Origin of the sequence: Flavobacterium sp. I-STPP5a, from assembly GCF_009764685.1 — a bacterium.
In the GTDB taxonomy this organism is placed as follows: domain Bacteria; phylum Bacteroidota; class Bacteroidia; order Flavobacteriales; family Flavobacteriaceae; genus Flavobacterium.
Genome location: NZ_VHLM01000004.1, coordinates 139,635 through 165,200, shown reverse-complemented (window position 1 = coordinate 165,200; position 25,566 = coordinate 139,635). Strand labels below are relative to the sequence as shown.

Below are 25,566 nucleotides of genomic sequence, written 5' to 3'. Positions count from 1 at the left end.
GTGAACGATTTTTATTTTGATAACTAATTGAAGATTTTGAGGGAGCTTTGTTGATTCCAAGATGATTTAAGTTCCCTGTAGCCGAACGAAGCCCGTTGCTTATATCTCGAACAGATTGACTCTTGGCAAACTGGCAGAAAAGCATTGAAATTAAATGATTCCAACTACTGAATCCTTTATTGTGCTTGTCGGTTTCTTTCCTTGCAACTATTTTGCTGAATTTTGAACGATCTAATTTTGAAATTATTTGAGAAAACAAAGTTATATTTGACATAGAAGAGGGCTTTTTTGTTGTGCAACTCAAAGTTAATTTGAGATACAAAAATTACCCTCTTTTTCTTTTCTTTTTTTAAATGTTTAGGACGCTATTGGTTTTGAATCATAATTTAATTTCATTTATTTTAAAAAACATTAGATGGTCACTTTTCCAGTAATAGCCTCAACATTGTCAGAAAAAGAATTAGGGGATTTCATCAAAAAAAGGTACGAATTGGCAGACGATTATAATTGTAAATTGTACCGAACAGGTGTAAATCACACCTACTTTATTTCGAAAAATGAAACTAAATTTGTTTTAAGAGTTTACTGTTATAAGTGGCGAACTAAATTAGAAATTGAGCAAGAATTAGAACTTCTAAATTTACTTAAAGAAAATTCTCTTTCGGTTTCATATCCAATTTTAGATACAAAAGGGAATTTCATTCAAGAAATTAATGCTCCAGAAGGAATTCGGTACGCAGTTCTTTTTTCATTTGCTGCAGGTGAAAAGATGCGTTTTATGTCTAAGGAGACTTGTTATTCAATTGGTAAATTAATGGCTAAAATCCATACTATTACCGAAAATAAAAAAATAGAGAGAGTGTATTACGATTCTGAAATTCTTTTAAACCAATCATACCACATTTTAAAAACCTACTTTTCTGAAGGTTTAGACGAAATGAATTTTTAAAAGAATTAAGTTTTAAAATAACAAAAAAAGCTACCGAAAGCAATATTTCAGACATTACAAAAGGCATAGTACATTTAGACATTTGGTATGATAATTTAAGTGTCAATAAAAATAATGAAATCACTATTTTTGATTTTGATAATTGTGGCCATGGTGCATTAATTTTAGATGTGGGCTATTTTTGCAAACAGTTGTTTTTTATTGAGTCAGACAAAAATGTATATGAACAAAAAGCTACAAGTTTTTTAAATGGTTATCAAAAAATAAGACGTTTATCAAATGAAGAAATTAATTTAATTCCAGAAGCGGGAGCATCTATTTATATTTTTTATTTAGGAATACAAGCGAAGAGATTTGATTGGTCCAATATCTTTTTTACTGAAAACTATCTCAAAATGTATGTTGAAAGAATAAAAAACTGGATTGAATACAGTGAGCGAAACAACAATACTAAAAATTAATGCTTTAGTTTTATTGAAATACATTTCCGTTTCATACACAAAACAGTACATGAATTATAGTTCAAAGACTTATTTTAACACCAATTAATAAAAGTAACCACCAAAAAAACCTTTACTATGGACATTCATTTTAGACAAGCAAATCAAACAGATGCAGCTGCAATTTGGACCATTTTGCAACACGCTATTTTGCGAAGAAAAAATGAGGGAAGTACACAATGGCAAGATGGTTATCCCAATCCAGAAATTGTAAACAACGATATTTTAAAAGGCGCTGGATATGTATTAGCACAAGAAAATCAAATACTTGGTTACACAGCTGTTTACTTCAATGATGAGCCTGCGTATGAAAACATTCAAGGGAAATGGCTAACAAATAACGACTTTTTGGTGGTACACCGAATTGCCATTGGCGAAAGCCAAACAGGAAAAGGACTTGCAAAAATGATTTTAAAATATGTTGAAGAACTAGCACTTGAAAAAAACATTTATAGCATAAAAGCAGATACCAACTATGATAACCTGCCTATGTTGCGTATTTTTGAAAGTTTGGGATATCAATATTGCGGCGAAGTTTTTTTTAGAGGAAGTCCTCGAAAAGCTTTTGAAAAAATACTAAAACCGTAATCCGTCTGCAAAATAAAAACGGTTTACAAATCCCTTATGTTTTTGCTGATAGCAAAGAAGAGGTCTGTAAACCGTGTTTAAAAAGTATAGCTAATAATTAATAAACTAAGCTTCCAATTATGCTATAGTTTCTTCCTCTGCTTCGGCTACAAATTCCATGTGATCTTCTATCTCTGGAGTAATATCTGGTTTTGAAGCTTTTAAGGCATTAAATCGTTCTAATTGCTCAAGTTCCCCTTCATCACCACTGAAATAAGGAAAAACATCCATAATAGCTGACTCAGATACAGCAGGAATGGTGTAATCCCCCATGGTTCCTTTCATGATTGTTATGGTATTGTCATAGGCTTCACGTACATCATTAGCTTGCACTAAGACATACATATTCGTTTTGCGTTCCTTTCCGCTCTCTTCATCGTAAGCAATTAGTGAAATTTTAGAACGAAACCATCTGTCTGCATTTTCAAAAGGGTGAATTTCAGCATAATTGGCCACTTTAATATTGGTGATTTTAAATTCTTCACTAATATATGCTGCCATTTCTTCATTAATTCTACTTTCGGCTTCTGTATACGATAGAGCATCTACAAGATAAGGCTCGGTAGTAATTTTTTGACCACCAGTCTCATCTGTTTTTCTATATTTTACTTTGCATTCGTACCAAATATTACTCATTTCAATTATTTTTTAGGATGCCAAAGATAATTTTTAAAGAAAAAAAATCACCTTTTTTTTCAAATAGATATTCACAAATTACGTTCTAATTAAAAAATCATTTTCCATTCTAAACAAAAAAATCTCTCCTACTTGGAGAGATTTTTTAAAAGATAATTTTATTAGAACTAGTCAATAAAAGTAACCAAATCTGATTTACTCTTTCTAACTTTTACTAAATCTGATAACCAATCGTTTTTAGCATCGCGGTACCCTACAGGAAGTATAACACAACTTCTAAGTCCTTTATCTCTTAAACCTAAAATTTCATCAAGAGCATCAGGATCAAAACCTTCAATTGGTGTTGTATCTACCCCTTCAAAAGCAGCTGCTGCAATAGCCATAGAAAAAGCAATATACGCTTGTCTAGCTGCATGTTGAAAGTTAACTTCTGGATCTTTTTGCGGATAACTGCTTAAAAGCATTTGTCTGTAATTTTCAAATCCTTCATTTTTAAAACCACGAATCTCATTTGTAAGATCAAACATGGTATTGATACGCTCTGCAGTATAGGTGTCCCAAGCAGCAAAAACAAGCAAATGTGAACAATCCGTAATCACAGATTGGTTCCATCCTATAACTCTTATTTTCTCTTTGATCTCTTGATTAGTGACTACCATTATTTCAAAAGGTTGCAAACCACTAGATGTTGGTGCAAGAATTGCGGCTTCAAGAATAGTATCTAATTTTTCTTGCGAAACCTTTTCACCATTCATTGCTTTTGCAGCATATCTCCATTTTAATTTGTCTATTAATTCCATGTTGTATTTAGTATATTAAATTTATTTATATTTTTAAGATTTGATGCTATCCCAGGCCATCTGGAAACTTTCGTTTAAAATATTTTCATCCGCAGTACACAAATCTTTGCTATTTATATTCATTAAGAACGCCATAGGGTATATAGAGTGGGCATACAATAAATAGGGTGAGTAGTTTTTAATAATCCCTTTGCTTATTCCCTCATTCCATAAATCAAAAAGTGGAGTCAAGAAAAGCAATCCTTCTTGTCTGGTTTGATCATCAATCATAGGGGTGTTATCACATTGCGACAAAAACGATGCTTCCTCTGGATGTTCTAATTTGTATTGTGCCATGTTGTGCCAAATGGTTTCAAACTGTTTAGGAATAGTATCCCCTGGCGCATGTGAACTAAATGCAGCATGAGCAAAATTAGATTTTACAGAAAGATACAACTGGTTAAGCAATTCTTGTTTGCTATCAAAAAAAAGATAAATGGTAGCTGGTGATATAGATGCTTCTTTGGCAATTTTAGCCATGGATGCCCCTTGAATTCCTCCATTATTGACAAGCTGTAATGTAGCTTTCAATAATGCAGTTCTTTTATCAATACTTTTTTGTAACTGTGCCATACTCTATTTCTCGTTCAAACCAACTCAAACTATATCATTGTGCAAAGATATTCAAAAAAAAGAATGAACGTTCATAAACAAAAGTTAATTTGCAGATTAAATAATATTGTTAAAAAAAAGTTAAAAAAACATTAAACAGCTGTTTAAATTAAACACATGTTTAATTTTGTTGCCTAAAAAAGATTCGTTTGAAAAATAATTTTAATGACAAACAAATTCAAATCCTAGAAGTTGCAGAAACTCTTTTCTCAGAAAAAGGATTTGACGGTACCTCAATACGGAACATTGCTAAACTAGCCCAAATTAATGTGGCTATGGTTTCCTATTATTTTGGTTCCAAAGAGCGTTTGCTTGAATCATTAATTTTCTACCGCACTTCAGATTTAAAACTCCAACTAGACAAGCTTTTACAGGAAGATTTAGAACCTCTTGAAAAAATTAACAAATTAATAGCTCTTTACATCGATAGGATAAACCTTAATAAGGGGATTTATCGCATTTTACATTTTGAGTTTACTTCCAAAAAAAGAGAACAAAACATTCAAGCGTTCTCTGAATTGCGAAAAGGAAATTTAAAATCCCTAGAATTGATTATTGAAGAAGGACAAAAAAAAGGAATTTTTAGAAAAGATGTTATTATACCGCTTATAACACCTACTATTTTAGGAACTTTTTTTCATTTCCACATGAACAAACCTTTTTTTGAGAATTTATTGAATTTAAAAACAGAGGATTTATATAACAATTATATCAAGACCAATTTGACTAATCACATTCAACAAACAATAAAAGCCTTGCTAATATATGAAAGCTAGTAAATTCATGCTCTTTGGGATTTTCTTCATCGGGATTTCAGCTGTAGAAGCACAACAGAAAACAAGTCTTACGCTTACCGAAGCAATAGACATGGCTTGGAGTAAAAGTAATGAGATTACTTTAGCTAACACTAAGATCAAAACAAAAAAACTCGAGTTACAAGCCACGAAAAACAATCAATATCCAGATTTAAAACTTTCCGGGCAATACCAACGCTTAGCAAATGCAGGTATCAATTTTAAGTTAAATCAAAGTAGTGCTCCACAACAAATGCCTGTTGTCAACCAATTGATGGTAGGACAATTGACTGCTACAGTTCCAGTTTTTGCAGGCTTTAAACTCCAAAATAACATTAAAGCTCAGGACTATTTGTACCAAGCAGAAATGGCAAATGCAGAACAAACCAAAGAGGAAATTGCTTTGCGTGTAATTGAGTATTACGCAAGTTTATACAAAGCACAAAAAACAATTGAAATTTTAAAGGAAAATCAAAAAAGTGCTAAACAAAGAGTAAAGGATTTTATTGAACTTGAAAAAAACGGTATAATTCCGAGAAATGATTTGTTGAAATCTAAACTTCAAGTTTCTAAAATTCAGTTATCATTAGATGAAACCACAAACAACTTAAAAACGATCAATTTTTATTTAACTACACTGTTAAAATTAAATCCAGAAACGCAGCTTGAAATTAGAGAAGCTGATTTTGCTGATTTTCAAATGACAAATGTGCCCACTAATGAATTACCAGCCTTAGAGAATAGGAAAGATTTAAAAGCGTTACAACATCAAGGTAAAGCTATTGAAACAGGTGTCAAAATATCAAAAGGCTCCTACTATCCTACTATAGCGCTTGTGGGCGGGTACACGGCACTAGACTTAAGCAATGTCATAACAGTTCAAAATGCTATGAATGTGGGCGTAGGAATTTCGTATGATTTAAGTATGCTTTTGAAAAACGGAACTTTGGTGAAAATTGCTGAAAATAAAGTTATAGAAGTGCAAAATAACGAAGCAATTTTAACGGATTATATTCGGACACAAGTCAAAAAAGCCATTGAGGACTATGATCTTGCTTTAAAACAAACTGTAGTTTATACGGAAGCACAAGAACAAGCTACAGAAAATTATCGTATTGTTAAAGATAAATATGACAACGGACTATCTGACACAAATGATTTGCTTGAAGCTGATGTAGAGCAACTCAATTCAAAAATTAATAAAGCTTTGGCGAAAGCCAATAGTATTCAAAAATATTACGAGTTACTCTCGGTTACAGGTCAATTATCACAATCATTCAATCTCGCTCATAAATAAACTACTACCATGGAAAAGAAAAAAACAAACACGAAATTTATAATTATCCTAGTAGCATTAGTAGTTTTGGGTGGCGCATATGGTACTTTTAAATACATGCATTCACTAGCACATGAAGAAACTGATGATGCACAAATTGAAAAGAAAATGAACCCAATAATCCCTAGAGTTTCTGGATATGTAGATAAAGTATATATTAAGGATAATGATTTTGTAAAAAAAGGAGATACACTTTTTACAATTGATAAAAGAGATTATTTATTAAAAATTGATGAAGCTACCGCTGCGCTTGTAGGTGCAGAAGGCAATTTAGAGGTATCAAAAGCTGATATTGGTAGCGCACTTGCAAGCATATCAGTATCTGATGCTAATGTGCTTTTTGCTGGTGGTAACATTCAAACTGCAAAAATAAGATTAGATCGTGCAACGAGTGATTACATTCGTTATGAGAATTTATACAAAAGCCACTCTATTACTAAACAACAATATGAGCAGGCACTAGCGGCTAAATTGGAAGCCGAAAATCAGGTTCGTGTTTTACAACAACAAGAACGAGCCAGCGCTTTTCAAAAATCAGTTACTGTTGCAAAATCAAAAGTTTCTAACAAACAAACTGAGGTAGCTGCTGCCAATATTAAGCGCGCAAGAGCATTACTTGATGCTGCTAAGCTTAACTTATCCTACACCGTTATCACTGCAGCAATAGATGGACAAGTTTCTAAAATAGACATACAACCGGGACAACTAGTGCAACCTGGACAATCTTTATTTTATATCATCAATAATAACGAAGCATGGGTAGTTGCTAATTTTAAAGAAACTCAACTTAACAAAATGGTAGTTGGCCAAAAAGTAACTGTAAAGGTCGATGCTTATCCAGATTATGATTTTCAAGGGACCTTAACTTCCTTTTCTCCTGCTACGGGTTCTAAATTTTCTTTGCTTCCGCCAGATAATGCCACTGGAAATTTTGTAAAAACAATTCAAAGATTACCCGTTAAAATTAGTTTAGACGCAACAAATGATACCGAGAAAATTAAATTATTGCGTCCTGGTATGAATGTAGATGTTGATGTTAGAATAGATTAAGCATTTTAAAATGTTAATCTAGAACTGATAAAGACGGCAAAATTTAACTCTAATGATAGTTTACACTTAGTTATAAAATGGTTGAATCGGGAGAAGATGATTTAGTAGAATACGGTTTTAGACGTATCATAATAACAATTACGGCAGTACTTTGTGCTATGCTGGAAATTGTAGATACCACCATTGTAAACGTGGCGTTAAACAATATGCGTGGAAGCTTAGGAGCATCACTTACTGATGTGGCTTGGGTAATAACGGCTTATGCAATTGCTAATGTAATTGTAATCCCTATGACAAGCTGGTTGTCACAACAATTTGGTCGAAGAAATTATTTTGCTATTTCCATAATTATATTTACGGTTTCCTCCTTTTTATGTGGAAACGCAAGCAATATATGGGAACTCGTAACTTTTAGGTTTATTCAGGGATTAGGTGGTGGTGCCTTATTAGTTACAGCACAAACCATTATTACTGAAAGTTATCCTATAGCAAAACGAGGAATGGCTCAAGCTATATACGGCATGGGCGTAATTGTAGGACCTACACTTGGACCGCCACTTGGTGGATATATTGTAGATCATTTTTCATGGCCTTTCATTTTTTACATCAACATACCCCTAGGAATTATTGCTACGTTATTAACCCTGTCTTTTGTAAAAAGTCCAAAATACGGTAACAAACTAAAAGCAAGCCAAGTAGACTGGTGGGGTATTATCCTATTAACCGCATTTATAGGTTCCTTACAATACGTTCTGGAACACGGGCAGCAAGATGACTGGTTCAATAATACTACTATAATAACTTTGAGTGTAATAACTGTATTTGGTTTATTACTTTTTATTTGGAGAGAGCTTACGTATGAATATCCTATTGTAAATCTTAGGGTTTTAAAAGATACAAATCTAAAAATAGGAACTATCATGTGTTTTATCCTAGGTTTTGGTTTATATGGTTCAACTTTTATAATTCCTATCTATACACAATCTGTATTAGGTTGGAGCGCTCTAGATGCAGGATTGTTGCTTATTCCTAGTTCTATTACAATTGGAATCATGATGCCCTTTATAGGGAAATTGATTCAAAGAGGATTTCCGCAAACGTATATGGTTGCTGCCGGATTTTTGTTATTTTTCTTTTTTACTTTTTGGATGCAAAGTGTTATAACTCCAGACTCTGGAGGGGAACATTTGTACTGGCCACTTATCATGAGAGGAATTAGTTTGGGATTATTGTTTGTCCCTATTTCAACACTTTCATTATCTACTTTAAAAGGAAAAGGAATTGGTGAAGGAGCTGCTTTTACAGGAATGATGCGCCAGCTAGGAGGATCTTTTGGAATTGCCATTATAACCACATTTATAGCCCGCTTTAATCAGGAGCATCGTGTAAATTTAATTGCACATTTAGACAAAACATCCTATGAGGTACAAAAAACTGTACAGCAGTTTAAATTAGGTTTCATGTCTAAGGGGTATCCTGAGAACGAAGCATTGGCAAAAGCCTATAAAGCTATAGAATACAAAATCATGGTTCAAAGTTCAGTGCTATCTTACATGGATATTTTCATGTATCTAGGAGCGTTGTTCTTGTTTTGTATTCCATTTATCCTTTTGATAAAAAAAGGAAAAAATAAAATAAATCCCGCTGATGCTATGCATTAACATAAAAAAACCGTTAAAATTGATTAACGGTTTTTCTTCTATCTTGTAAAAACTAAGTTATTTCCTTTTGACTCTGTGGCATCAAATTGATATCCATCATAATTAAAACCTTTTAAATCCTCAATAGTTTCTGCATTGGTATCTATGATATAACGCACCATCATTCCGCGGGCTTTTTTAGCAAAAAAACTAATAATCTTGAGTTTGCCGTTTTTATAATCTTTAAACTCAGGTGTAACAACAGGAACTTTTAATGACTTAACATCAACAGCCGAAAAGTATTCGGTACTCGCTAAGTTAACAAACAACTCCTCTTCTTTTAGCTCCTTATTTAAAGCTTTAGTAATGGAAGGTTTCCAAAACTCATAAAGATTTTTACTTTCGCCAATAGGTAATTTTGTACCCATTTCTAATCGATACGCCTGCATTAAGTCTAATGGTTTTAATATGCCATAAAGTCCAGATAGTATGCGTAATTTATCCTGTAAAATTTCAATTTTTGAAGGTGAAAGGGTAAATACATCTAATCCTACGTACACATCTCCATCAAAAGTGTACACTGCTGGACGAGCATTCTTAGGAGTAAATGGAGTTTTCCATTCTTGATTTCGTTTCCAATTGAGATCAGCAAGTTTCTCTGAAATGCTCATTAATACTGATAAATCAGCTGGATTTTTTTCTTTTAAAACTGAATGAATTTCAGCTGACTCTTTTAAAAAAATAGACTTAGTAAACGTTTCAACGGGCAATTTCTTCTCAAAATCTAAGGATTTAGCTGGCGATATCACAATTTTCATACACAATATTCTTCTCGAACTCTTTTTTATTAGTAATCCCAAAAGTACTAATTGAAAATTAGATTTCAAGAATCTTTAAATTGATTTGTCGAATAGTGTCATAGATTATAAAAATCAATCGGAATTTTATTTATTTTTGGTAAAAACCAGAACCATTTCTATGCACAATATCCAAATAAAAAAAGCCACATTAAAAGACCTTTCGCTGTTACAAAAAATAAGCATACAAACCTTTACTGAAACATTCGCAGCTGTCAATACCCCCGAAAATATTAATTCTTACATTACAGAAAAATTAAATATTGAACAATTAACAAAAGAGTTAAAACATCCCTCATCGGAATTTTTTATTGCTTTTTTGAATAATGAAGTTGTGGGTTATCTCAAGTTAAACACTGGCGATGCTCAAACAGAGCCACAAGATACGAATGCGCTTGAAATACACAGAATTTATGTATTACAATCCTATCACGGAAAAAATATTGGCCAACAATTATTTGATTTTGCATTACAAATGGGTCATGAAAAGCAAGTCAAGTACATTTGGTTAGGCGTTTGGGAGGAAAATCATAGAGCATTGCAATTCTATAGAAAAAATGGATTTATTGAATTTGACAAACACCTATTTTTAATGGGTGAAGAACAACAAACTGACTTATTAATGCAATTGAAAATAAAATACGCATGACAGCAACAGAAAAACCAACTCGAATACTAAATGCAGCTGTTATTGTGGCAGCCTTAGGCTATTTTGTAGATATTTATGACTTATTACTTTTTGGAATTGTTCGTACAGATAGTCTTATTGATTTAGGAATTACAGGAGATGCCATTCGTAACAAAGGTGAATATTTGATAAGCATGCAAATGTTTGGGATGCTTTTTGGAGGAATCCTTTGGGGCATTCTTGGTGATAAAAAAGGTCGGATTTCTGTTTTATTTGGCTCTATAATCATGTATTCTGTTGCAAATATTGCTAATGGTATGGTCACCACAGTAGATGGATATGCTTTTTGGAGATTAATTGCTGGCATTGGCCTTGCCGGAGAATTAGGCGCGGGAATTACCTTAGTCACTGAAAGTTTACCTAAAGAAAAAAGAGGATATGGTACAATGATTGTAGCCTCTGTAGGTGTTTCGGGAGCTGTAGCTGCGTATTTAGTATATCAAGTTTTTCAAGATTGGCGCTTGTGTTATTATGCAGGTGGAATTTTAGGATTGTTACTTCTTTTTTTAAGAATTAAAATCTCAGAATCAAAAATGTTTAAAGAAGTACATAAAAGCAACGAAAAAATAGGCGATTTCCTGTCTTTGTTTTCCAATAAAACTAGATTTTATAAATACCTGAAATGCATTCTTATTGGAGTTCCGTTGTGGTTTTTGGTAGGAGTACTAATTACTTTCTCGCCAGAATTTGCAAAAGCACTTGGAGTACAAGGTTACGAAACAATTGCAGCTGGTAAAGCTATTGCGTGGTGCTATGGCGGACTCGTTTTTGGTGATATTGCAAGTGGATTAATAAGTCAGTGGTTAAAAAGCAGAAAAATTGTGATGACTATTTTTCTACTTTTAAATTTAATCATGGTATTTATTTTCTTAAACGCCTTTAGTGTAACTACAACGGTCTTTTATGCATTGTGTTTTTTAATGGGATTTTCTGTAGGATACTGGGTTTTGTTTGTTACAATTGCTGCAGAACAATTTGGTACTAATATTCGGGCAACAGTAACTACAACAGTGCCAAATTTTGTACGAGGGTCTCTCCCTGTAATCTTACTCGTTTATAGTTTTTTTAGAGATCGTTTTTTTAATGGAAATATTATCCTTGCGGCTATGGTGGTGGGTACGCTTCTCTCCATAATAGCATTAGTAGCGCTCTTTAAACTCAAAGAAACTTTTGACACTGACTTAGATTATTCTGAATAAAAATCATCTTATTTGCAAGAGTAAAATACAATTTAATTGAATTATTTTTGTCTAAATTTAAATCATGAAACAAGACGTTGTAATTATAGGAGCAGGAATATCAGGATTAACAGCAGCGGTTTATTTACACCGTCAAGGCAGAAAAGTACTGATTTTAGAAAGTAGTGAACGCGCAGGAGGAAGAATAAAAACAGATTCAGAAGACGGTTTCCTTTTTGATAGAGGTTTTCAGGTTTTATTGACTGCTTATCCAGAAACGAAAGCTTTGCTGGATTACAAAGCCTTGAATCTAAAAAAAATGCTGCCGGGTGCTACTGTACTCTATGACAAGGGGAGCTTTGAAATTGCTGATCCTTTTAGAAGACCATCTGCTACTCTCGCAACACTATTTGCGCCTGTGGGATCTATAAAAGACAAACTGAATACGTTGTGGCTCAAAAACAAACTTCAAAAACAAACTATTGAATCTATTTTTGAACAAAAAGAACAAACTACTTTACAACAATTAAAAGAATATGGTTTTAGTTCAAAAATGATTGAACGATTTTATGCTCCCTTCCTATCCGGGATTTTCCTTGAAAACGACTTAAAAACTTCTAGCAGAATGTTTGATTTTGTGATGAAAATGTTTTCAGATGGTGATGTTGCCGTACCTGAGTTAGGAATGGAAGAAATCCCGAAACAATTAGTAAAAATGCTCCCTGAAGGCAGTATATCATACAATACTAAAGTAACAAAAGTAGATAGCAATACGGTAACAACTGATGAGGGTAAAGTTTTTGAAGCCAACCAAATTTTATTGGCTACAAATGCAAATACACTAACTCAAACACATTTTCCAAATCAAAAAATGCAATCACAGCAAGTCACCAATATGTACTTTGTAGCTGATAAAGCACCTACAAACAAAGCAGTCGTTGTTCTAAATGCTTCTACTCATAAAAAATGGGTGAATAACATGACCGTAATGACTAATGTGTCTAAGGCATACGCTCCACAAGGTAAAATACTTATTTCCGTTTCTTATAATGGTATCCCTACTCTTGACGAAAATACTCTGGCGGAAAACATGAAACTAGAACTGAAACAATGGTATGGCGATCAAGTTGAATCTTGGAAGATGATTAAATCATATCAAATAGAATATGCATTGCCCAACCAAGAATCAGTTCGAAACGAAATATCTAGTGATACGCTGAAAACATCCGAAAATGTATTTATTTGTGGAGATAACTTACTCAATGGGTCTATAAATGCTGCCATGAAAACAGGTAGACTTGCAGCCGAAGCCATTATGAAATCTAAATAAAATTAAGCCTTTACAACAAACCCTATTTTCAAAATTCTAATAAAGAAAAAGTACTAAAAAAAATTAACAACACCTTTTTAGAAAAATTAATTTCGGAGAGGCAACAAAGTGCTCAAAATAAACTTTTTTATCAGTTGTAAAAACAGACAACGAAATTGCTTAATTTTGCAAGCTATTACAACCATTTAAAAGTTAAAAGATTTTTAAGAGCTGCTATATTTTAATCCATTTCACTTTTTGAAAATGGCACTCCTATCACTTAAGCTATAATTAAAACACATGAAATTAGTATATACCCTATTAGTTGCATTTATCTTAAATAATGTTTCCGCACAAAACGCTGATACTTACTTTGAAAAAATTAGAAATAATGAAGTAGAACTCACTGCATTTTTTTCGCAAATGCCTAAAGGAGGAGATTTACACCACCATTTTTCGGGATCTATTTATGCCGAACCCTTATTGCAACACGCCATAAAAGAGGATTTCTACCTCAACACAGAAACCATGGACGTAAGAAAAGTAAAAGAAAATTCAGGAAATTGGTCCTTATTTTCTGCGCTTAAGGCTAATGGTACGCTGGCATTATTCAAACAAAAAATAATGCAAAAATGGTCTGTTAAAGATTATAACTATGTAGATTACCCGTCTGATAAGTTGTTTTTTGAATCATTCATGAAATTTGAACCCGCCAAAGAAGGTAATTTTGCGCAAGGCTTATTAGAGCTTAAAAAAAGAGCTATAGCCGAAAATGTGAGTTATATTGAAACACAATTGTCTACAATTCCAAATACTTTGCAAACGGATGATTTAGTAAAATTCGATTTAAGATTAAGGCAATTGGCTGCAGCCAATGATGAAAAAGCAATACTCAAAACATTGGATTCTCTTTTTATCATTTTCCAAAAAAGAGATGCTGAAATGTATGCTAAAAATTTCAACACGAATTTTGTATCAAAACTACATAATGATCTTAAAATTGATGATGCTCAGTTTACCATGCGTTATCAAAATTTTGTATTACGATTTATGGAGCCTGTTGATTTATTTAAAAACATTGTGATTGCATTTATCTCTGCGAATGATAGTAAACTTATGGCAGGTGTAAACATTGTATCACCAGAAGATGGAGAAACCTCTATGAAAGATTATGGCTTGCACATGTTGATGTTTAAGTATTGTAATTCCCGTTTTCCAAATGTAAAATATACCATGCACGCTGGCGAACTAACCCTAGGTCTTGTTCAACCCGAAGAATTAACATGGCATATTGGTGCTGCTGTTCATACGGCTGGAGCCCATAGAATAGGTCATGGAGTAGATATGGCTTATGAAAAAGATGCCTATAAATTACTGCAATTTATGGCTTCTAAAACCATCCCAATTGAGATCAATTTAGTGAGTAACGAGTTTATTTTAAAGGTAAAAGAACAACGTCATCCCTTTACGTTGTATAAAAAGTTCGGAGTACCCATAGTTATTAGCACAGATGACGCTGGAATTTTGCGTACAAATATGACTGAACAATACGTTCTACTCGCTAAAAGATACAACCAAGTTACGTACAAGGACATCAAACAATACGTTTATAACAGTATACACTTCAGTTTTATAAAAGAGGAAGCGGTGAAAAAACAATTGATTCTGGATTTAGACAAACGTTTTACCAACTTTGAGAATCAATTCTCAAAAATGTAAAAGGGCTTTATCCAATAACGTCATTAAGTTTGGATCTTAGTTTTAATTTTTACATTTTGGTATTGTCAATATAAAACTGCATCCTTCACCTTCTTGGCTCTCAATATAGATAACACCTCCTTTTTCCTCAACTATTTTTTTCACTATTGACAATCCAATTCCGGTACTTTCCTTTACATCACGAGCTTCAATTGTTTGAAAGACTTTAAACACTTTTTGTTGGTAAGCTTCTGCAATTCCGGGTCCGTTATCTTTTATGGTAAATTGATGATAATCCTTCAAAGATTGGTAAGAACAATCTATTTTTCCTTTTGGTTTATCATTGTATTTCACAGCATTGCTAATCAAGTTAGTAAAAACCTGCTGCAATAAAATCCTTTCAGCAAATACAATAGGAAAATTATTACATATTGTAATTTCAAAAGTATCAGGTACAATAGAGTCTATTAATTGTTCTAAAAGCTCATTTACATCTATACTTTCTTTTTCAATTTCAATACGACCTATTTTAGAATATTCAAGAACACCGTTAATTAAGTTTTCCATTCTGGAAACTCTGCGTCGAAGTAGATCAAAATTTCCTTTTACATTTTCTGGCATATCAGGCATGTCCTCAACAATCCATTCAGAGAGATTGTAAATAGCCCTTAAAGGTGACTTTAAATCATGAGACACTACATGAGCATATTCATCTAGCTCTCTATTCTTCTTTTCTAAACTATCAAGAGCAGCAATTAAATTTTCTTCGGCATTCTTTCTATCGGTAATATCAGTCCCTATTGAAATGTACTGGTATGGAATTCCTTTATTATTTAAAAACGGAACAATTGTTTTATTTTCCCAATAGTAGCTACCGTCCTTTGCTTTATGTTTTAACTCCCCTTTCCAGGTTTTGCCGCTGTAAATATTGTCTAAAATTTGTTTTCCTATTTCAGTTTCAAAAAAAGTAGCCATATTTGGTTGTTCTTTTCCTAATAATTCTTCTCTATCAAATTTTGAAACGGAGCAAAAATTATCATTGACGAACGTTAATTTCCCTTTTTTATTAGATATGGATACTATGGCTGCTTCGTCGAGTGCTGCTCTAATATCTTTAACTTCTTTAGATTTTTCGTTAAGATTTTGCTCTGCTACCGTAATATCTGTAACATCCTGTACAACACCGTTTAGGGCAACAATCGAACCTTGATTATCCATTACTGGTTCTCCCATGGCCAGAATGTATTTTATCCTTTCGTCTGGAAAAACTATTCTATAATTTGTTTTAAACTTTTTTCCCGTTTTTGAGACCTCTTCAATAATTTTATCCAAAACTATTAAATCATCGTGATGTACTACTGTTCTAAATTTTGCAACTAGCTCATCTGTGGGCATTGCATTCATTTCAAAAATACGATAATGCTCATCAGACCAAATTAATTTTTTTGAAATAAAACTATAATTCCAACTACCTATTTTTGCAATTTGCTGTGACTCCTCTAGCAAATAGTTCACCTCTTTTAAATGCTGTTCTGCCAGTTTTTCTTTCTGAATATTTCTAGCTATTCCGTATAAATTACCAGTTTCTGGATCAGGTGAAGTGTTCCAACTCAAATTTATATAAGATCCGTCTTTAGTTCTACATCTATTCTCAAAACTTATGGTCTGCTTTAAATCGGCTAGTTTTTCAACCTCCATATTCGTTTTTTGAACATCTTCTGGATGAACAAAATCTATAAAAGGCATTCCCTCTATTTCGTGTTTTTCATACCCTAAAACCGCTGTAAAAGCTGGATTTACTTTATAAAAAAGTCCATCTAAATTTGCTATACAAACTAAATCTTGAGAAAGATCGATGAAATTTTGCAACTCTTTTTGAGAGTCTAAGTATTCTAAATTTTTCTTCCTAGCATCTAGTAATGCTACCACTTGATTGGCTAAAAGTTGCAAAGCTTTTTTTTGCTCTTCGTTTAATTTATTTGGTTTTGTATCAATAACACAAAGCGATCCCATAACAAATCCATTTTTATTGAGCAATGGAGCTCCTGCATAGAACCTAATATTTGGGTTTCCCAAGACCAGTGGATTATCATGGAATAATTCATGCTCAGTTGCATTTTCTACCTCAAAAACATGATTGTTCATGATGGTATATTGACAAAAAGAATCTTCTCGAGATGTTTCACTTGCATCCAGCCCTACACTAGCCTTAAACCATTGTCTGCCTTTATCAATTAAACTCACCAGCGCTATAGGAACACCGCATATATAAGAAGCAAGTTGCGTAATAGCCTCATATTCTTTCTCTGAAATGGTATCTAAAATAGCGTATTCCTGGAGTACTTTAAGGCGTTCAATTTCATTTTCAGGCGTTGGATAAACTTTCATTTGAAAAGATTTTGATTTACTTGGAAATTTACAAATAAAAAAATGGATTTATAACACTAATACTTAAAAATTATTTGTTTTTTTCTTAAAAGACTGCGTAAAATCAGTCTCAAAACACGACTCAAATCCAAAATTGAATTAAAAACAAGAAAATATCAACTAAGATTCTAAAGACTTAGTATCAAAAAAAAGCCCCCAAATGTAAAAACATCTGGAGGCAAATTATAAAATTAGGAAAGGAGACCTAGCTTTATCTTGGATTCAAAATTAGATCTATTCTTTTTATACTATCCTCATAATGGTATTTTGTTTCAACAGAAATAGCACCAGAGCGCGCTGTTGTTAAAAGTGCTTTCAGTACATTTAATTCCCCGCGCACAAGAGCTCTTACATCAGATTGCGCTACATTATAATAATCTGAGGGACGTCCTGATTTAATTTCTTCTTTCATTAAAAAAGCCATTCGTTCAATATAGGCTCTTTGTAAATTTCGTCTGTAGATAGTAACATTGGCTCCAGCCGAAGCTTCTTTCCAAATTCCTTTACGCATGTCTGCCAAAGCATCTAACGCCTTATAATTTGTAGCACCTACGATTTCTGCATCTAGTAACCTACCTAAACGTTCAAAACTTAAAACACTATTTAAAAAACGGGCTTGTATGTTTCTAAAACGCTCTGTATATCCAGCGTAGTCAAGATTTTTTAAGGTATTTAGATTAACAATCCATGTAGGAGAAGCAAATGCATTAGCCTGCAACCACTGCATGGCTTCAATTTGTTTTTCTTTTGGCACAACATTATATACACTTCCTTTTTGATTGGGTTTTTTATAACTTTCGTACACTCCTCCTATATTAGTAACAACATGCCCTACATACCTGCCCCACACATCTAGCATTTCTTTGTATAACTCATCAAGGTCTTCGTAATTATTAGTCACATCACTTGTCCACTCAGGTAAATGAGTTGCAACATATTGTAAGTTTTTCAATCCATAAGTACTAGCTTTCATGGCGTCATTACCTACATCTTCTGTTTGTGAAGTAGGGTCAAAACTACTACTTTGACTTCCAAACTTATAGGTTATATCTCCTGCTTTTTCCATAATCCACTTATCCAAACTTGGAACTTCAGCATCTGGTGAATTAGCGTTTGGTATGTATCTATACCCCCAATTTGTGGCATAATGATCATAAGGACCCATTTGACGAATGAAACGAATATTTTTATCTCCTGGCTGCGCAATATAATTGTATCGAGCATAATCCATTAAACTTGCTGCTATTCCGTTTTTTTGAGTAAAAGCTCCATCTCTATAGCTCTCTGTATTATAAGCACAACTTGCACCCATATTGTGTGGAAAACCGAGTGCATGTCCTACCTCATGCGCAATAACCATTCGCATCATTTCGCCCATTTCTTCATCACTAGTGTTCAATGTTCGAGCCGAAGGATTTGCTGCACCTGTTTCTAGTAAATAACGATTTCTATACGAACGTAAATGGTTGTGATACCAAATTACGTCACTCTCAATAATTTCTCCAGTACGTGGATCAGAAACGCTAGGTCCAACAGCATTTCTTGTAGTACTTGCTACGTAACGAATCACTGAATAACGAATATCCTCTGGGCTAAAATCAGGATCTTCTTCTTTGCTTGGAGCATCCTTTGCAATAATTGCATTTTTAAAACCAGCTGTTTCAAACGGCTTTTGCCAATCTTCAATTCCTTGCTTGATGTACTTTCTAAGCTTAACAGGAGTAGCAGGATCAAGATAATATACAATTGGTTTTACAGGCTCTACAAGCTCCCCTTTGGCGTAAGCAACAGGATCTTTCGGTTCTAATCTCCAGCGGCGAATGTATCTTTTACTATCTGATTTTAAGGCTTCGCTACCATAATCAATTTGATCCATCGTAAACCATCCTACCCGATCATCAGCTAGTCTGGGCTGCATGGGCTTTTCTGGCAACAAAATCATCGATTGATTCATTTGAATGCTGATTGTTTCAGCATCAACTTGAACGGGTGGTTTTGAGGCATTATAGGTAAAATCCTGAATTACCTCAATGTTCATAGGAAAACTTTTCATAGTATTGATAAAACTGCGGGATTCATCAAGGTTTCTCACCTTGTAAGTATCTCTCATTTCTGCTGATAATCCGCTTATAGAACGAACATCAGTATTGTAAAACTTAGTTACATCAATCACTGTATTCAAAGAGTCTTTACTAAAAGCCACAATATCAAAAGCAAAAAGTGTAGGTTCGTAATTATTAGCCTTAACCGAAATGCTTATTGGTAAGCTATCGGCAGCAACCGCATTAAACGATTTTAGTTTTATTAAAATTTTATCTTGAAAACGTTGCCAAACAATGAGTTGTTCATTCGTTTCAGAACCTGCATTTACATATCCTCCACCTAAATTTGAAGGTAGTTTTGACAATCTACTCACTAGTAACATGTCTTTATCTAAGAGCTTATTGGGAATTTCAAAAAAATACTTTTTGTCTACTTTATGCACCGTAAACAATCCCTCATCTGATTGAGCGTCTTTTGTAATTACTTTTCCATAATCCTTAATGGCTGACTCAGGTTTTTTTTCTGGTGGTGGTGCTACAACGGTATTTTTGTCTTTCTCCTTTTTAGATTGAGCCTGATTTTCTAGAGGCACAAGACTGGCAAGAGTAATAGCAGTAAAAATGAAAAATTTCTTCATTTATTAGTTTTTATTGGTTATCTGCTATCAAAAATAAATGTAAATCAAGCTTTACTGAATTATATTATTCCATTTAACAATTAATTAACAACTAATAAAAAGACATGGTTAGATATATTAAAACGAAGTTTTGTTTTTTTTCTAATTTAGTTTTAGAGTTGATAAAAAACATAAAAAAACCCAAAAGAAATTCTTTTGGGTTAGGTATTTTAGTACAACTTAAATGTTTAAATAAAATTTAATCATTCATGGAAATTAAAAACTCCTCGTTGTTTTTAGTTTTCTTAAATCGGTCGTTTACAAAGTCCATGGCTTCAATAGGATTCATATCAGAAAGGTATTTTCTCATAATCCACATTCTTTGTAATGTTTTTTGATCTAATAATAAGTCATCACGTCTTGTACTTGATGATGTTAAGTCAATTGCTGGGAAAATACGTTTATTCGCAATTTTACGATCCAATTGCAACTCCATATTACCAGTACCTTTAAACTCTTCAAAAATAACTTCATCCATTTTAGATCCTGTTTCAGTTAAAGCTGTAGCAATAATACTGAGAGACCCTCCATTTTCTACATTACGAGCAGCTCCAAAAAAACGTTTTGGTTTTTGTAGCGCGTTCGCATCAACACCACCACTTAATACTTTACCAGATGCAGGTTGAACAGTATTATACGCTCTAGCCAAACGGGTAATGGAATCTAATAAAATAACAACATCATGACCACATTCTACTAATCTCTTAGCTTTTTCAAGAACAATGTTAGCAATTTTCACGTGCTCTTGTGGTTCTCTGTCAAAAGTAGATGCAATTACTTCACCACGTACACTACGTTGCATATCTGTGACTTCCTCTGGACGCTCGTCAATTAATAGAACGATCAAATAAACTTCAGGATGATTGGCAGCAATAGCATTTGCAATTTCCTTAAGCAACATGGTTTTACCTGTTTTTGGTTGTGCTACAATCATACCACGCTGTCCTTTTCCTATTGGAGAAAACAAATCGATGATGCGGGTTGAAACAGTACTTTGCTTTTCGGCTAATTTGAATTTCTCTGATGGAAAAACTGGTGTTAAGTGTTCAAATGAAACTCTATCACGAACTACTTGAGGATCGTGTCCGTTGATTTTTAAAACGCGTACCAATGGAAAAAACTTCTCTCCTTCTTTTGGCGGACGTACAACTCCTTTTACTGTATCTCCTGTTTTTAATCCAAAAAGTCTAATTTGTGAAGTAGATAAATAAATATCATCTGGTGATGCTAAGTAATTGTAATCCGAAGATCGCAAGAAACCATAACCATCAGGCATCATTTCTAGAACTCCTTCGCTTTCTATAATTCCATCAAACTCAAAATCTGCAGCAGCAAAATTGCTTTTTTTGTTTTTAAAATTCGGATTTTGATTTACGTTTCCGTTAGTATTTTGCTTATTGAGCTGATTCGGATTTATTTTTTTTGTAACAATAGGTAAGTCATTTTTTACAGCAGAAACATCTTCAACTACCGTTTCTGGCTCTTTTTCTACTGTTTTAACTTCTTCCTTATTTTTCTTTAAAGCTATCTTTTTCTCGTATGCTGATTTATTAAATTTTATAGCTTTCCCTTGCTTAACACTATCCTCCTCAATATTACTTGGCACTGCTGGAATGTCCTCAGTTTTTACAACTGTTGCTACTTCGTTATCAGGAGTAATAGTAGTAATTAATTCAGGAGTTAGGTTTGTATCATTTTCAAAAAGGGTACTTTTTTCGTTTTTTTGAATGGGTACTTTTTTCGCAGGAAGTATTCTTGTTCTTTTAGTTTTTTCTTCTTCAAGAAATTCACTAGGTTTTGCAACAGTCTCTGGTGCTTTACTAACTGCTTGCTGCTCTAGTATTAGCCCAATTAATGTTTCTTTTTTTACACCGTTAAACTTTATGGTTTTTGCTAATTTAGCAATTTCTTGAAGCTCAGAAAGCTTCATTTCTTTTAATGCAGAAATATCAAACATGAATGTTCTAGGAATTTAATTAATTTTTTGGAGATATTATAAAAGATAGGTGGTAATTTTTCAAATCAACAGACCGCAGTATGAAGTTATTACGGTTTTATGATGCAATAATACGAATAAAAAACTTGCAAACAATAGTATTTTAAAAAAAGAAAATATATTTTTGTAAAACAAATTTAAAAAATGATACAAAGAATTCAGACCATATACCTAGCATTAGTATTTATTATGACTGGTGTTTTATTGTTTTTCTTGCCACTATGGACCTTAAATGATGGAAAAGCATATTACTTTATGCAAAATCAAATTTACACCATCATTCTTGGACTCAGTACCATGCTGACATTAGTGAGTATCATTTCATTCAAAAAGAGACAAAATCAATTTGTCATGGGCAGGTTGAATATCATATTAAATATGATTTTATTAGTATTGTTTGTGTATCGTTCGCTAAATGTATCTGGAGAAACACCTGCTGTTTCTGAGAAAGGTATTGGGATGTTTCTACCTGTACTTGCTATCGTGTTTTTAGTTTTGGCTAATAAGGCGATCAAGAAAGATGAAAATCTTGTAAAATCTGTGGACAGATTGAGGTAATACTATAATTTTTTATTTATTAGTGCGAAGAAAACCCGAATTAATTTTCGGGTTTTTTTGTGACTAATTAAAATGATACGCTAAATTAATGCACTACATTGTTATCATTTGACAAACATTTCAATTACATTCAATTTTCAAAATTTTGTAAGAAAAAATAAATATAAAATTAAATTAGTATCTGTTATTTTTTATATATTTGATTATACTAAAAGTTTATGCCTGATAAAATCCGAATTCACCTTGCAGATGACCATCAAATATTAATTGATGGTATTAAAACGCTACTCAACACTAACCCCCACTTTGAAGTCGTTGGTTTTTCAATAAATGGATCTAATTTGTATCAAGAAGTTATTCAAAACAGTTCTGATATATTAGTATTGGATATCAATATGCCCGAGAAAGACGGCATACAAGTCATTAAAGAGTTTGCTTCAAAAGGATTCCCTTGTAAGATTATAATTTTATCTAGTCATGATGATTTAAGAATCATTAAAGAGGTTATGAAATTAGGTTCAAGTGGCTATTTAACCAAGAAATGTGCAGGAGAAAATATTGTTGAAGCCATTCAAGCTGTTCACAATGGGGAAGAATATTTTTGTAGGTCTGTTAGAGAGAAAATATTTAGTTCTGCTACCAAAGAAAATCCAAAATTAAACAAGCTTGATCAAAACGGAGATTTTATATTAACAGATAGAGAACTTGAGATTATAACATTAATTGCCCTTGAATTTAGCGGAAAAGAGATTAGTGATCAACTTTTCATCAGTATGAATACTGTAGAAACGCATCGTAAAAATATTATGAAAAAATTAAATGCAAAAAACTCTATTAGCCTAGTTAAATATGCACTCAAAAACAAGCTTATAAAATCTTAAAATATCATCAAAACGCTATTTAAATAGCCTTAGTAATGGATTTTAAATGCAATAAATAATAAAAGTAGCAGCATGTTAAACAAGCAAATCACAATTCTCTTTTTTTTTATTTTAAGTATCCTACCTACTTCCTTATTGGCAGATGATAAACCATTAACAATCAAGGACGTTACTATGCTTGCAAACAAAGCTCTATTTCTCATGCGAGAGGGCAATTATGAAAAATCATTAATACAATCAAGATTTGCACTTAGCAAGGCTATTCAATTAAAAAACGACTTCTTAATTGCTTTTTGCTACAATACTATTGCTGCAAATTTTGATGAATTTTCCGAGACTGATAAAGCATTTTACTACTATAATAAAGGTTTAACATATGCTAACAGAACGAATAATGATGTTTTAAAAAACAACCTACACAACAATTTGGGAAATATTTATTGTTTTGACAAAAAACAATATAAAAAAGGTGTTTATTACTACAAAAAATCATTAGAATACAGTACTAAAATTAATGATGTTTATCAAATTCTATTCACTAAACTCAATATTACCTGGGCATACTTTGATATTGGTGATTTTAAAAATGGCTATCCCTATCTAGATTACATTAATAAAAACCATAAAAAGGATGGAGATGCATCTACTATTGTGGCCATAAATATGCTTAACGGAATGTATTATTCTAGTATTAACGATACTAAAAAAGCCACATACTACTTTGAAAATGCCATTAGATTAGGAAATCAAGGTAACGAAAAATCAGATTTATCATTTTCTTATCATGAATATTCTAAATTTTTAATAAAAACTGGAAATTATAAAAAAGCATATTCTCACCTTGACTCGTACATTAAATTGACCGAGGAATTAAAAGACGAGGAAAAGCTGAAAAAAGCAAATGTAGCCGGCATAAATCTTGAAATTGACGAATACAAGCGTGAAATAGACAAAATTGAAAATGAGTTCAAGACAAAGCAAATAGAATTATTAGAAGAACAATACCGCAATAAAAAAATTGTAATTGTTGTAGCAATAATTCTCCTATTACTTTCTGTAGTATTTTATATTTTAACTTTAAACGCCAAGTTACAACACAAAAGTAAAATTACCGATTTACAAAGCAAGGTTCAAGAAAACATCTTAAATGCCTCCATTAATGGTCAAGAACTAGAACGTAAAAAAATAGCTTCTTTTTTACATGACAACATAAGTGCTCTATTATCATCTGCGGGAATGCAATTACAAGCATTTACAAATCAAACTCAAAATTTTCCTGTTGAAATTACTAAAACAAAACAAATTCTTGAAAACGCTCACGATCAAGTTAGGGACTTATCTCATGAATTAATGCCTTCACTACTAGTTCGTTTTGGCCTCTTTGACGCACTTGAAGATTTATGCGAAAAAAACACAAACTCTATACTAAATTTTGTTTTTAATAGTTCTGTAGATCGAAATACTCGCTATAACGAAGACTTCGAAATGAAAATCTATTTCATCATTATGGAGCTCATAAACAACACTATCAAACACAGTACAGCTAGTCAATCTATTGTGTCTCTTGACGAAAGTAATGATAGTTTGCACATAAAAATTATTGATAACGGAAAAGGTTTTGATTCTTCTAACTTTCATATTCTTGAGGGTTTTGGTATCAACCAAATTAAGTCTAGAATCAACAACTTGAAAGGGATTTTTTATATAGATTCAAAACTCAATTGGGGTACAACCGTGAGCATTGAAGTACCCATACACTATCATAAAAAAAATTCTAACCCCGTTTACCCAACTCAATAATTTCCATATCTTTAATCTTATCCCCATCAATTACAAAGCGTAACATAGTGCGTACTTGATGAAATCCACTCACTCCTGCAGCTCCAGGATTAAGGTGCAAAAGATTCAATTTTTTATCAAAAATCACTTTCAAAATATGAGAATGGCCACAAATAAATATTTTCGGAGGATTTACAAGTAGTTCTTCCCTGATACTAGCATTATATTTCCCGGGATAACCGCCAATATGGGTAATCCACACATCAACTCCTTCACACATAAATCGGTTGTGTAATGGAAATTCCATTCGGGCCTGCGCATCATCAATATTACCATACACCGCGTGCAAAGGTTTTACTTTCTGTATTGCATCAGTAACAATGAGGTTACCTATATCGCCAGCATGCCACACTTCATCAGCTTGGTTCACATATTTTAAAATGGCATCGTCTATATGACTGTGCGTATCCGATAGTAAAAGGATTTTTTTCAA

General features: G+C 32.7%; 23 protein-coding genes. 14 read left to right on the top strand and 9 right to left on the bottom strand.

Annotation, left to right across the window (positions count from 1 at the left end; translation table 11 throughout):
- A partial coding sequence (locus FJV36_RS01005) for a DUF4372 domain-containing protein (protein ID WP_158727848.1) occupies nt 1-274 on the bottom strand: 274 nt, incomplete at its 3' end.
- A gap of 141 nt (nt 275-415) precedes the next feature.
- Here FJV36_RS01005 and FJV36_RS16405 point away from each other — a divergent pair.
- The 3 genes from FJV36_RS16405 to FJV36_RS00995 all read left to right on the top strand — a co-directional run bounded on the left by FJV36_RS16405 (nt 416) and on the right by FJV36_RS00995 (nt 2,037).
- Nucleotides 416-949 (top strand): hypothetical protein, encoded by a 534-nt coding sequence (locus FJV36_RS16405; RefSeq protein WP_233264587.1) that lies wholly within the window; start codon nt 416-418, stop codon nt 947-949.
- A 17-nt stretch (nt 950-966) separates the two neighbouring features.
- Nucleotides 967-1,410, top strand: coding sequence for a phosphotransferase (locus FJV36_RS16400; protein ID WP_370514391.1), 444 nt, complete (start codon nt 967-969; stop codon nt 1,408-1,410).
- Between the two features lie 117 nt (nt 1,411-1,527).
- Complete coding sequence (locus FJV36_RS00995; RefSeq protein WP_158980762.1) at nt 1,528-2,037, top strand: GNAT family N-acetyltransferase; 510 nt, start codon at nt 1,528-1,530, stop codon at nt 2,035-2,037.
- A 117-nt stretch (nt 2,038-2,154) separates the two neighbouring features.
- Here the strand turns inward: FJV36_RS00995 and FJV36_RS00990 are convergent, their stop codons facing one another.
- The 3 genes from FJV36_RS00990 to FJV36_RS00980 all read right to left on the bottom strand — a co-directional run bounded on the left by FJV36_RS00990 (nt 2,155) and on the right by FJV36_RS00980 (nt 4,124).
- The gene (locus tag FJV36_RS00990; RefSeq protein ID WP_158729131.1) at nt 2,155-2,712 is read right to left on the bottom strand and encodes a DUF4494 domain-containing protein; all 558 of its coding nucleotides are present in this window, start codon (nt 2,710-2,712) and stop codon (nt 2,155-2,157) included.
- A 167-nt stretch (nt 2,713-2,879) separates the two neighbouring features.
- Nucleotides 2,880-3,512, bottom strand: coding sequence for a nitroreductase family protein (locus FJV36_RS00985; protein ID WP_158729130.1), 633 nt, complete (start codon nt 3,510-3,512; stop codon nt 2,880-2,882).
- 33 nt (nt 3,513-3,545) lie between these two features.
- On the bottom strand, nt 3,546-4,124 hold the full coding sequence (locus FJV36_RS00980) for a TetR/AcrR family transcriptional regulator (protein ID WP_158729129.1): 579 nt from the start codon (nt 4,122-4,124) through the stop codon (nt 3,546-3,548).
- 188 nt (nt 4,125-4,312) lie between these two features.
- Between FJV36_RS00980 and FJV36_RS00975 the strand changes: the two genes are divergently transcribed.
- From FJV36_RS00975 to FJV36_RS00960, 4 genes are all read left to right on the top strand, one after another.
- Nucleotides 4,313-4,939 carry a TetR family transcriptional regulator gene (locus tag FJV36_RS00975; protein WP_158729128.1) on the top strand — a complete coding sequence of 209 codons (627 nt, stop codon included), beginning with the start codon at nt 4,313-4,315 and terminating at the stop codon, nt 4,937-4,939.
- Nucleotides 4,929-6,254 carry a TolC family protein gene (locus FJV36_RS00970; RefSeq protein ID WP_158729127.1) on the top strand — a complete coding sequence of 442 codons (1,326 nt, stop codon included), beginning with the start codon at nt 4,929-4,931 and terminating at the stop codon, nt 6,252-6,254. The genes FJV36_RS00975 and FJV36_RS00970 overlap by 11 nt, the downstream gene beginning before the upstream one ends.
- Before the next feature lie 9 nt (nt 6,255-6,263).
- Nucleotides 6,264-7,343 carry an HlyD family secretion protein gene (locus tag FJV36_RS00965; RefSeq protein ID WP_158729126.1) on the top strand — a complete coding sequence of 360 codons (1,080 nt, stop codon included), beginning with the start codon at nt 6,264-6,266 and terminating at the stop codon, nt 7,341-7,343.
- A gap of 77 nt (nt 7,344-7,420) precedes the next feature.
- Complete coding sequence (locus FJV36_RS00960) at nt 7,421-9,004, top strand: DHA2 family efflux MFS transporter permease subunit (protein WP_158729125.1); 1,584 nt, start codon at nt 7,421-7,423, stop codon at nt 9,002-9,004.
- Between the two features lie 38 nt (nt 9,005-9,042).
- Here FJV36_RS00960 and yaaA read toward each other — a convergent pair whose 3' ends face one another.
- Nucleotides 9,043-9,801, bottom strand: coding sequence for a peroxide stress protein YaaA (gene yaaA, locus FJV36_RS00955; RefSeq protein WP_158729124.1), 759 nt, complete (start codon nt 9,799-9,801; stop codon nt 9,043-9,045).
- Between the two features lie 160 nt (nt 9,802-9,961).
- On the opposite strand from yaaA, the gene FJV36_RS00950 reads away from it, so the two are divergent.
- The 4 genes from FJV36_RS00950 to FJV36_RS00935 all read left to right on the top strand — a co-directional run bounded on the left by FJV36_RS00950 (nt 9,962) and on the right by FJV36_RS00935 (nt 14,734).
- On the top strand, nt 9,962-10,489 hold the full coding sequence (locus FJV36_RS00950) for a GNAT family N-acetyltransferase (RefSeq protein WP_158729123.1): 528 nt from the start codon (nt 9,962-9,964) through the stop codon (nt 10,487-10,489).
- Nucleotides 10,486-11,727 carry an MFS transporter gene (locus FJV36_RS00945; RefSeq protein ID WP_158729122.1) on the top strand — a complete coding sequence of 414 codons (1,242 nt, stop codon included), beginning with the start codon at nt 10,486-10,488 and terminating at the stop codon, nt 11,725-11,727. Before FJV36_RS00950 ends, FJV36_RS00945 begins: the two co-directional genes overlap by 4 nt.
- Before the next feature lie 64 nt (nt 11,728-11,791).
- Nucleotides 11,792-13,036, top strand: coding sequence for an NAD(P)/FAD-dependent oxidoreductase (locus tag FJV36_RS00940; RefSeq protein WP_158729121.1), 1,245 nt, complete (start codon nt 11,792-11,794; stop codon nt 13,034-13,036).
- 279 nt (nt 13,037-13,315) lie between these two features.
- On the top strand, nt 13,316-14,734 hold the full coding sequence (locus FJV36_RS00935) for an adenosine deaminase (RefSeq protein WP_158729120.1): 1,419 nt from the start codon (nt 13,316-13,318) through the stop codon (nt 14,732-14,734).
- A gap of 42 nt (nt 14,735-14,776) precedes the next feature.
- On the opposite strand, the gene FJV36_RS00930 is transcribed toward FJV36_RS00935, so the two are convergent.
- The 3 genes from FJV36_RS00930 to rho all read right to left on the bottom strand — a co-directional run bounded on the left by FJV36_RS00930 (nt 14,777) and on the right by rho (nt 21,816).
- On the bottom strand, nt 14,777-17,101 hold the full coding sequence (locus FJV36_RS00930; protein WP_158729119.1) for a PAS domain S-box protein: 2,325 nt from the start codon (nt 17,099-17,101) through the stop codon (nt 14,777-14,779).
- A gap of 250 nt (nt 17,102-17,351) precedes the next feature.
- Complete coding sequence (locus FJV36_RS00925) at nt 17,352-19,820, bottom strand: zinc-dependent metalloprotease (RefSeq protein ID WP_158729118.1); 2,469 nt, start codon at nt 19,818-19,820, stop codon at nt 17,352-17,354.
- Between the two features lie 238 nt (nt 19,821-20,058).
- Nucleotides 20,059-21,816 (bottom strand): transcription termination factor Rho, encoded by a 1,758-nt coding sequence (rho, locus tag FJV36_RS00920; protein WP_158729117.1) that lies wholly within the window; start codon nt 21,814-21,816, stop codon nt 20,059-20,061.
- Nucleotides 21,817-21,999: 183 nt separating this feature from the next.
- Between rho and FJV36_RS00915 the strand changes: the two genes are divergently transcribed.
- From FJV36_RS00915 to FJV36_RS00905, 3 genes are all read left to right on the top strand, one after another.
- Nucleotides 22,000-22,413: a DUF4293 domain-containing protein gene (locus tag FJV36_RS00915; protein ID WP_158729116.1), complete on the top strand. Its 414-nt coding sequence runs from the start codon at nt 22,000-22,002 to the stop codon at nt 22,411-22,413.
- A gap of 218 nt (nt 22,414-22,631) precedes the next feature.
- On the top strand, nt 22,632-23,294 hold the full coding sequence (locus FJV36_RS00910) for a response regulator transcription factor (protein WP_158729115.1): 663 nt from the start codon (nt 22,632-22,634) through the stop codon (nt 23,292-23,294).
- A 72-nt stretch (nt 23,295-23,366) separates the two neighbouring features.
- On the top strand, nt 23,367-25,094 hold the full coding sequence (locus tag FJV36_RS00905; RefSeq protein ID WP_233264569.1) for a tetratricopeptide repeat-containing sensor histidine kinase: 1,728 nt from the start codon (nt 23,367-23,369) through the stop codon (nt 25,092-25,094).
- Here the strand turns inward: FJV36_RS00905 and FJV36_RS00900 are convergent.
- Entirely contained in the window at nt 25,069-25,566 is a 498-nt protein-coding gene (locus tag FJV36_RS00900) for a metallophosphoesterase (RefSeq protein WP_158729114.1), read from the bottom strand. The two genes, FJV36_RS00905 and FJV36_RS00900, sit on opposite strands and share 26 nt — an antisense overlap.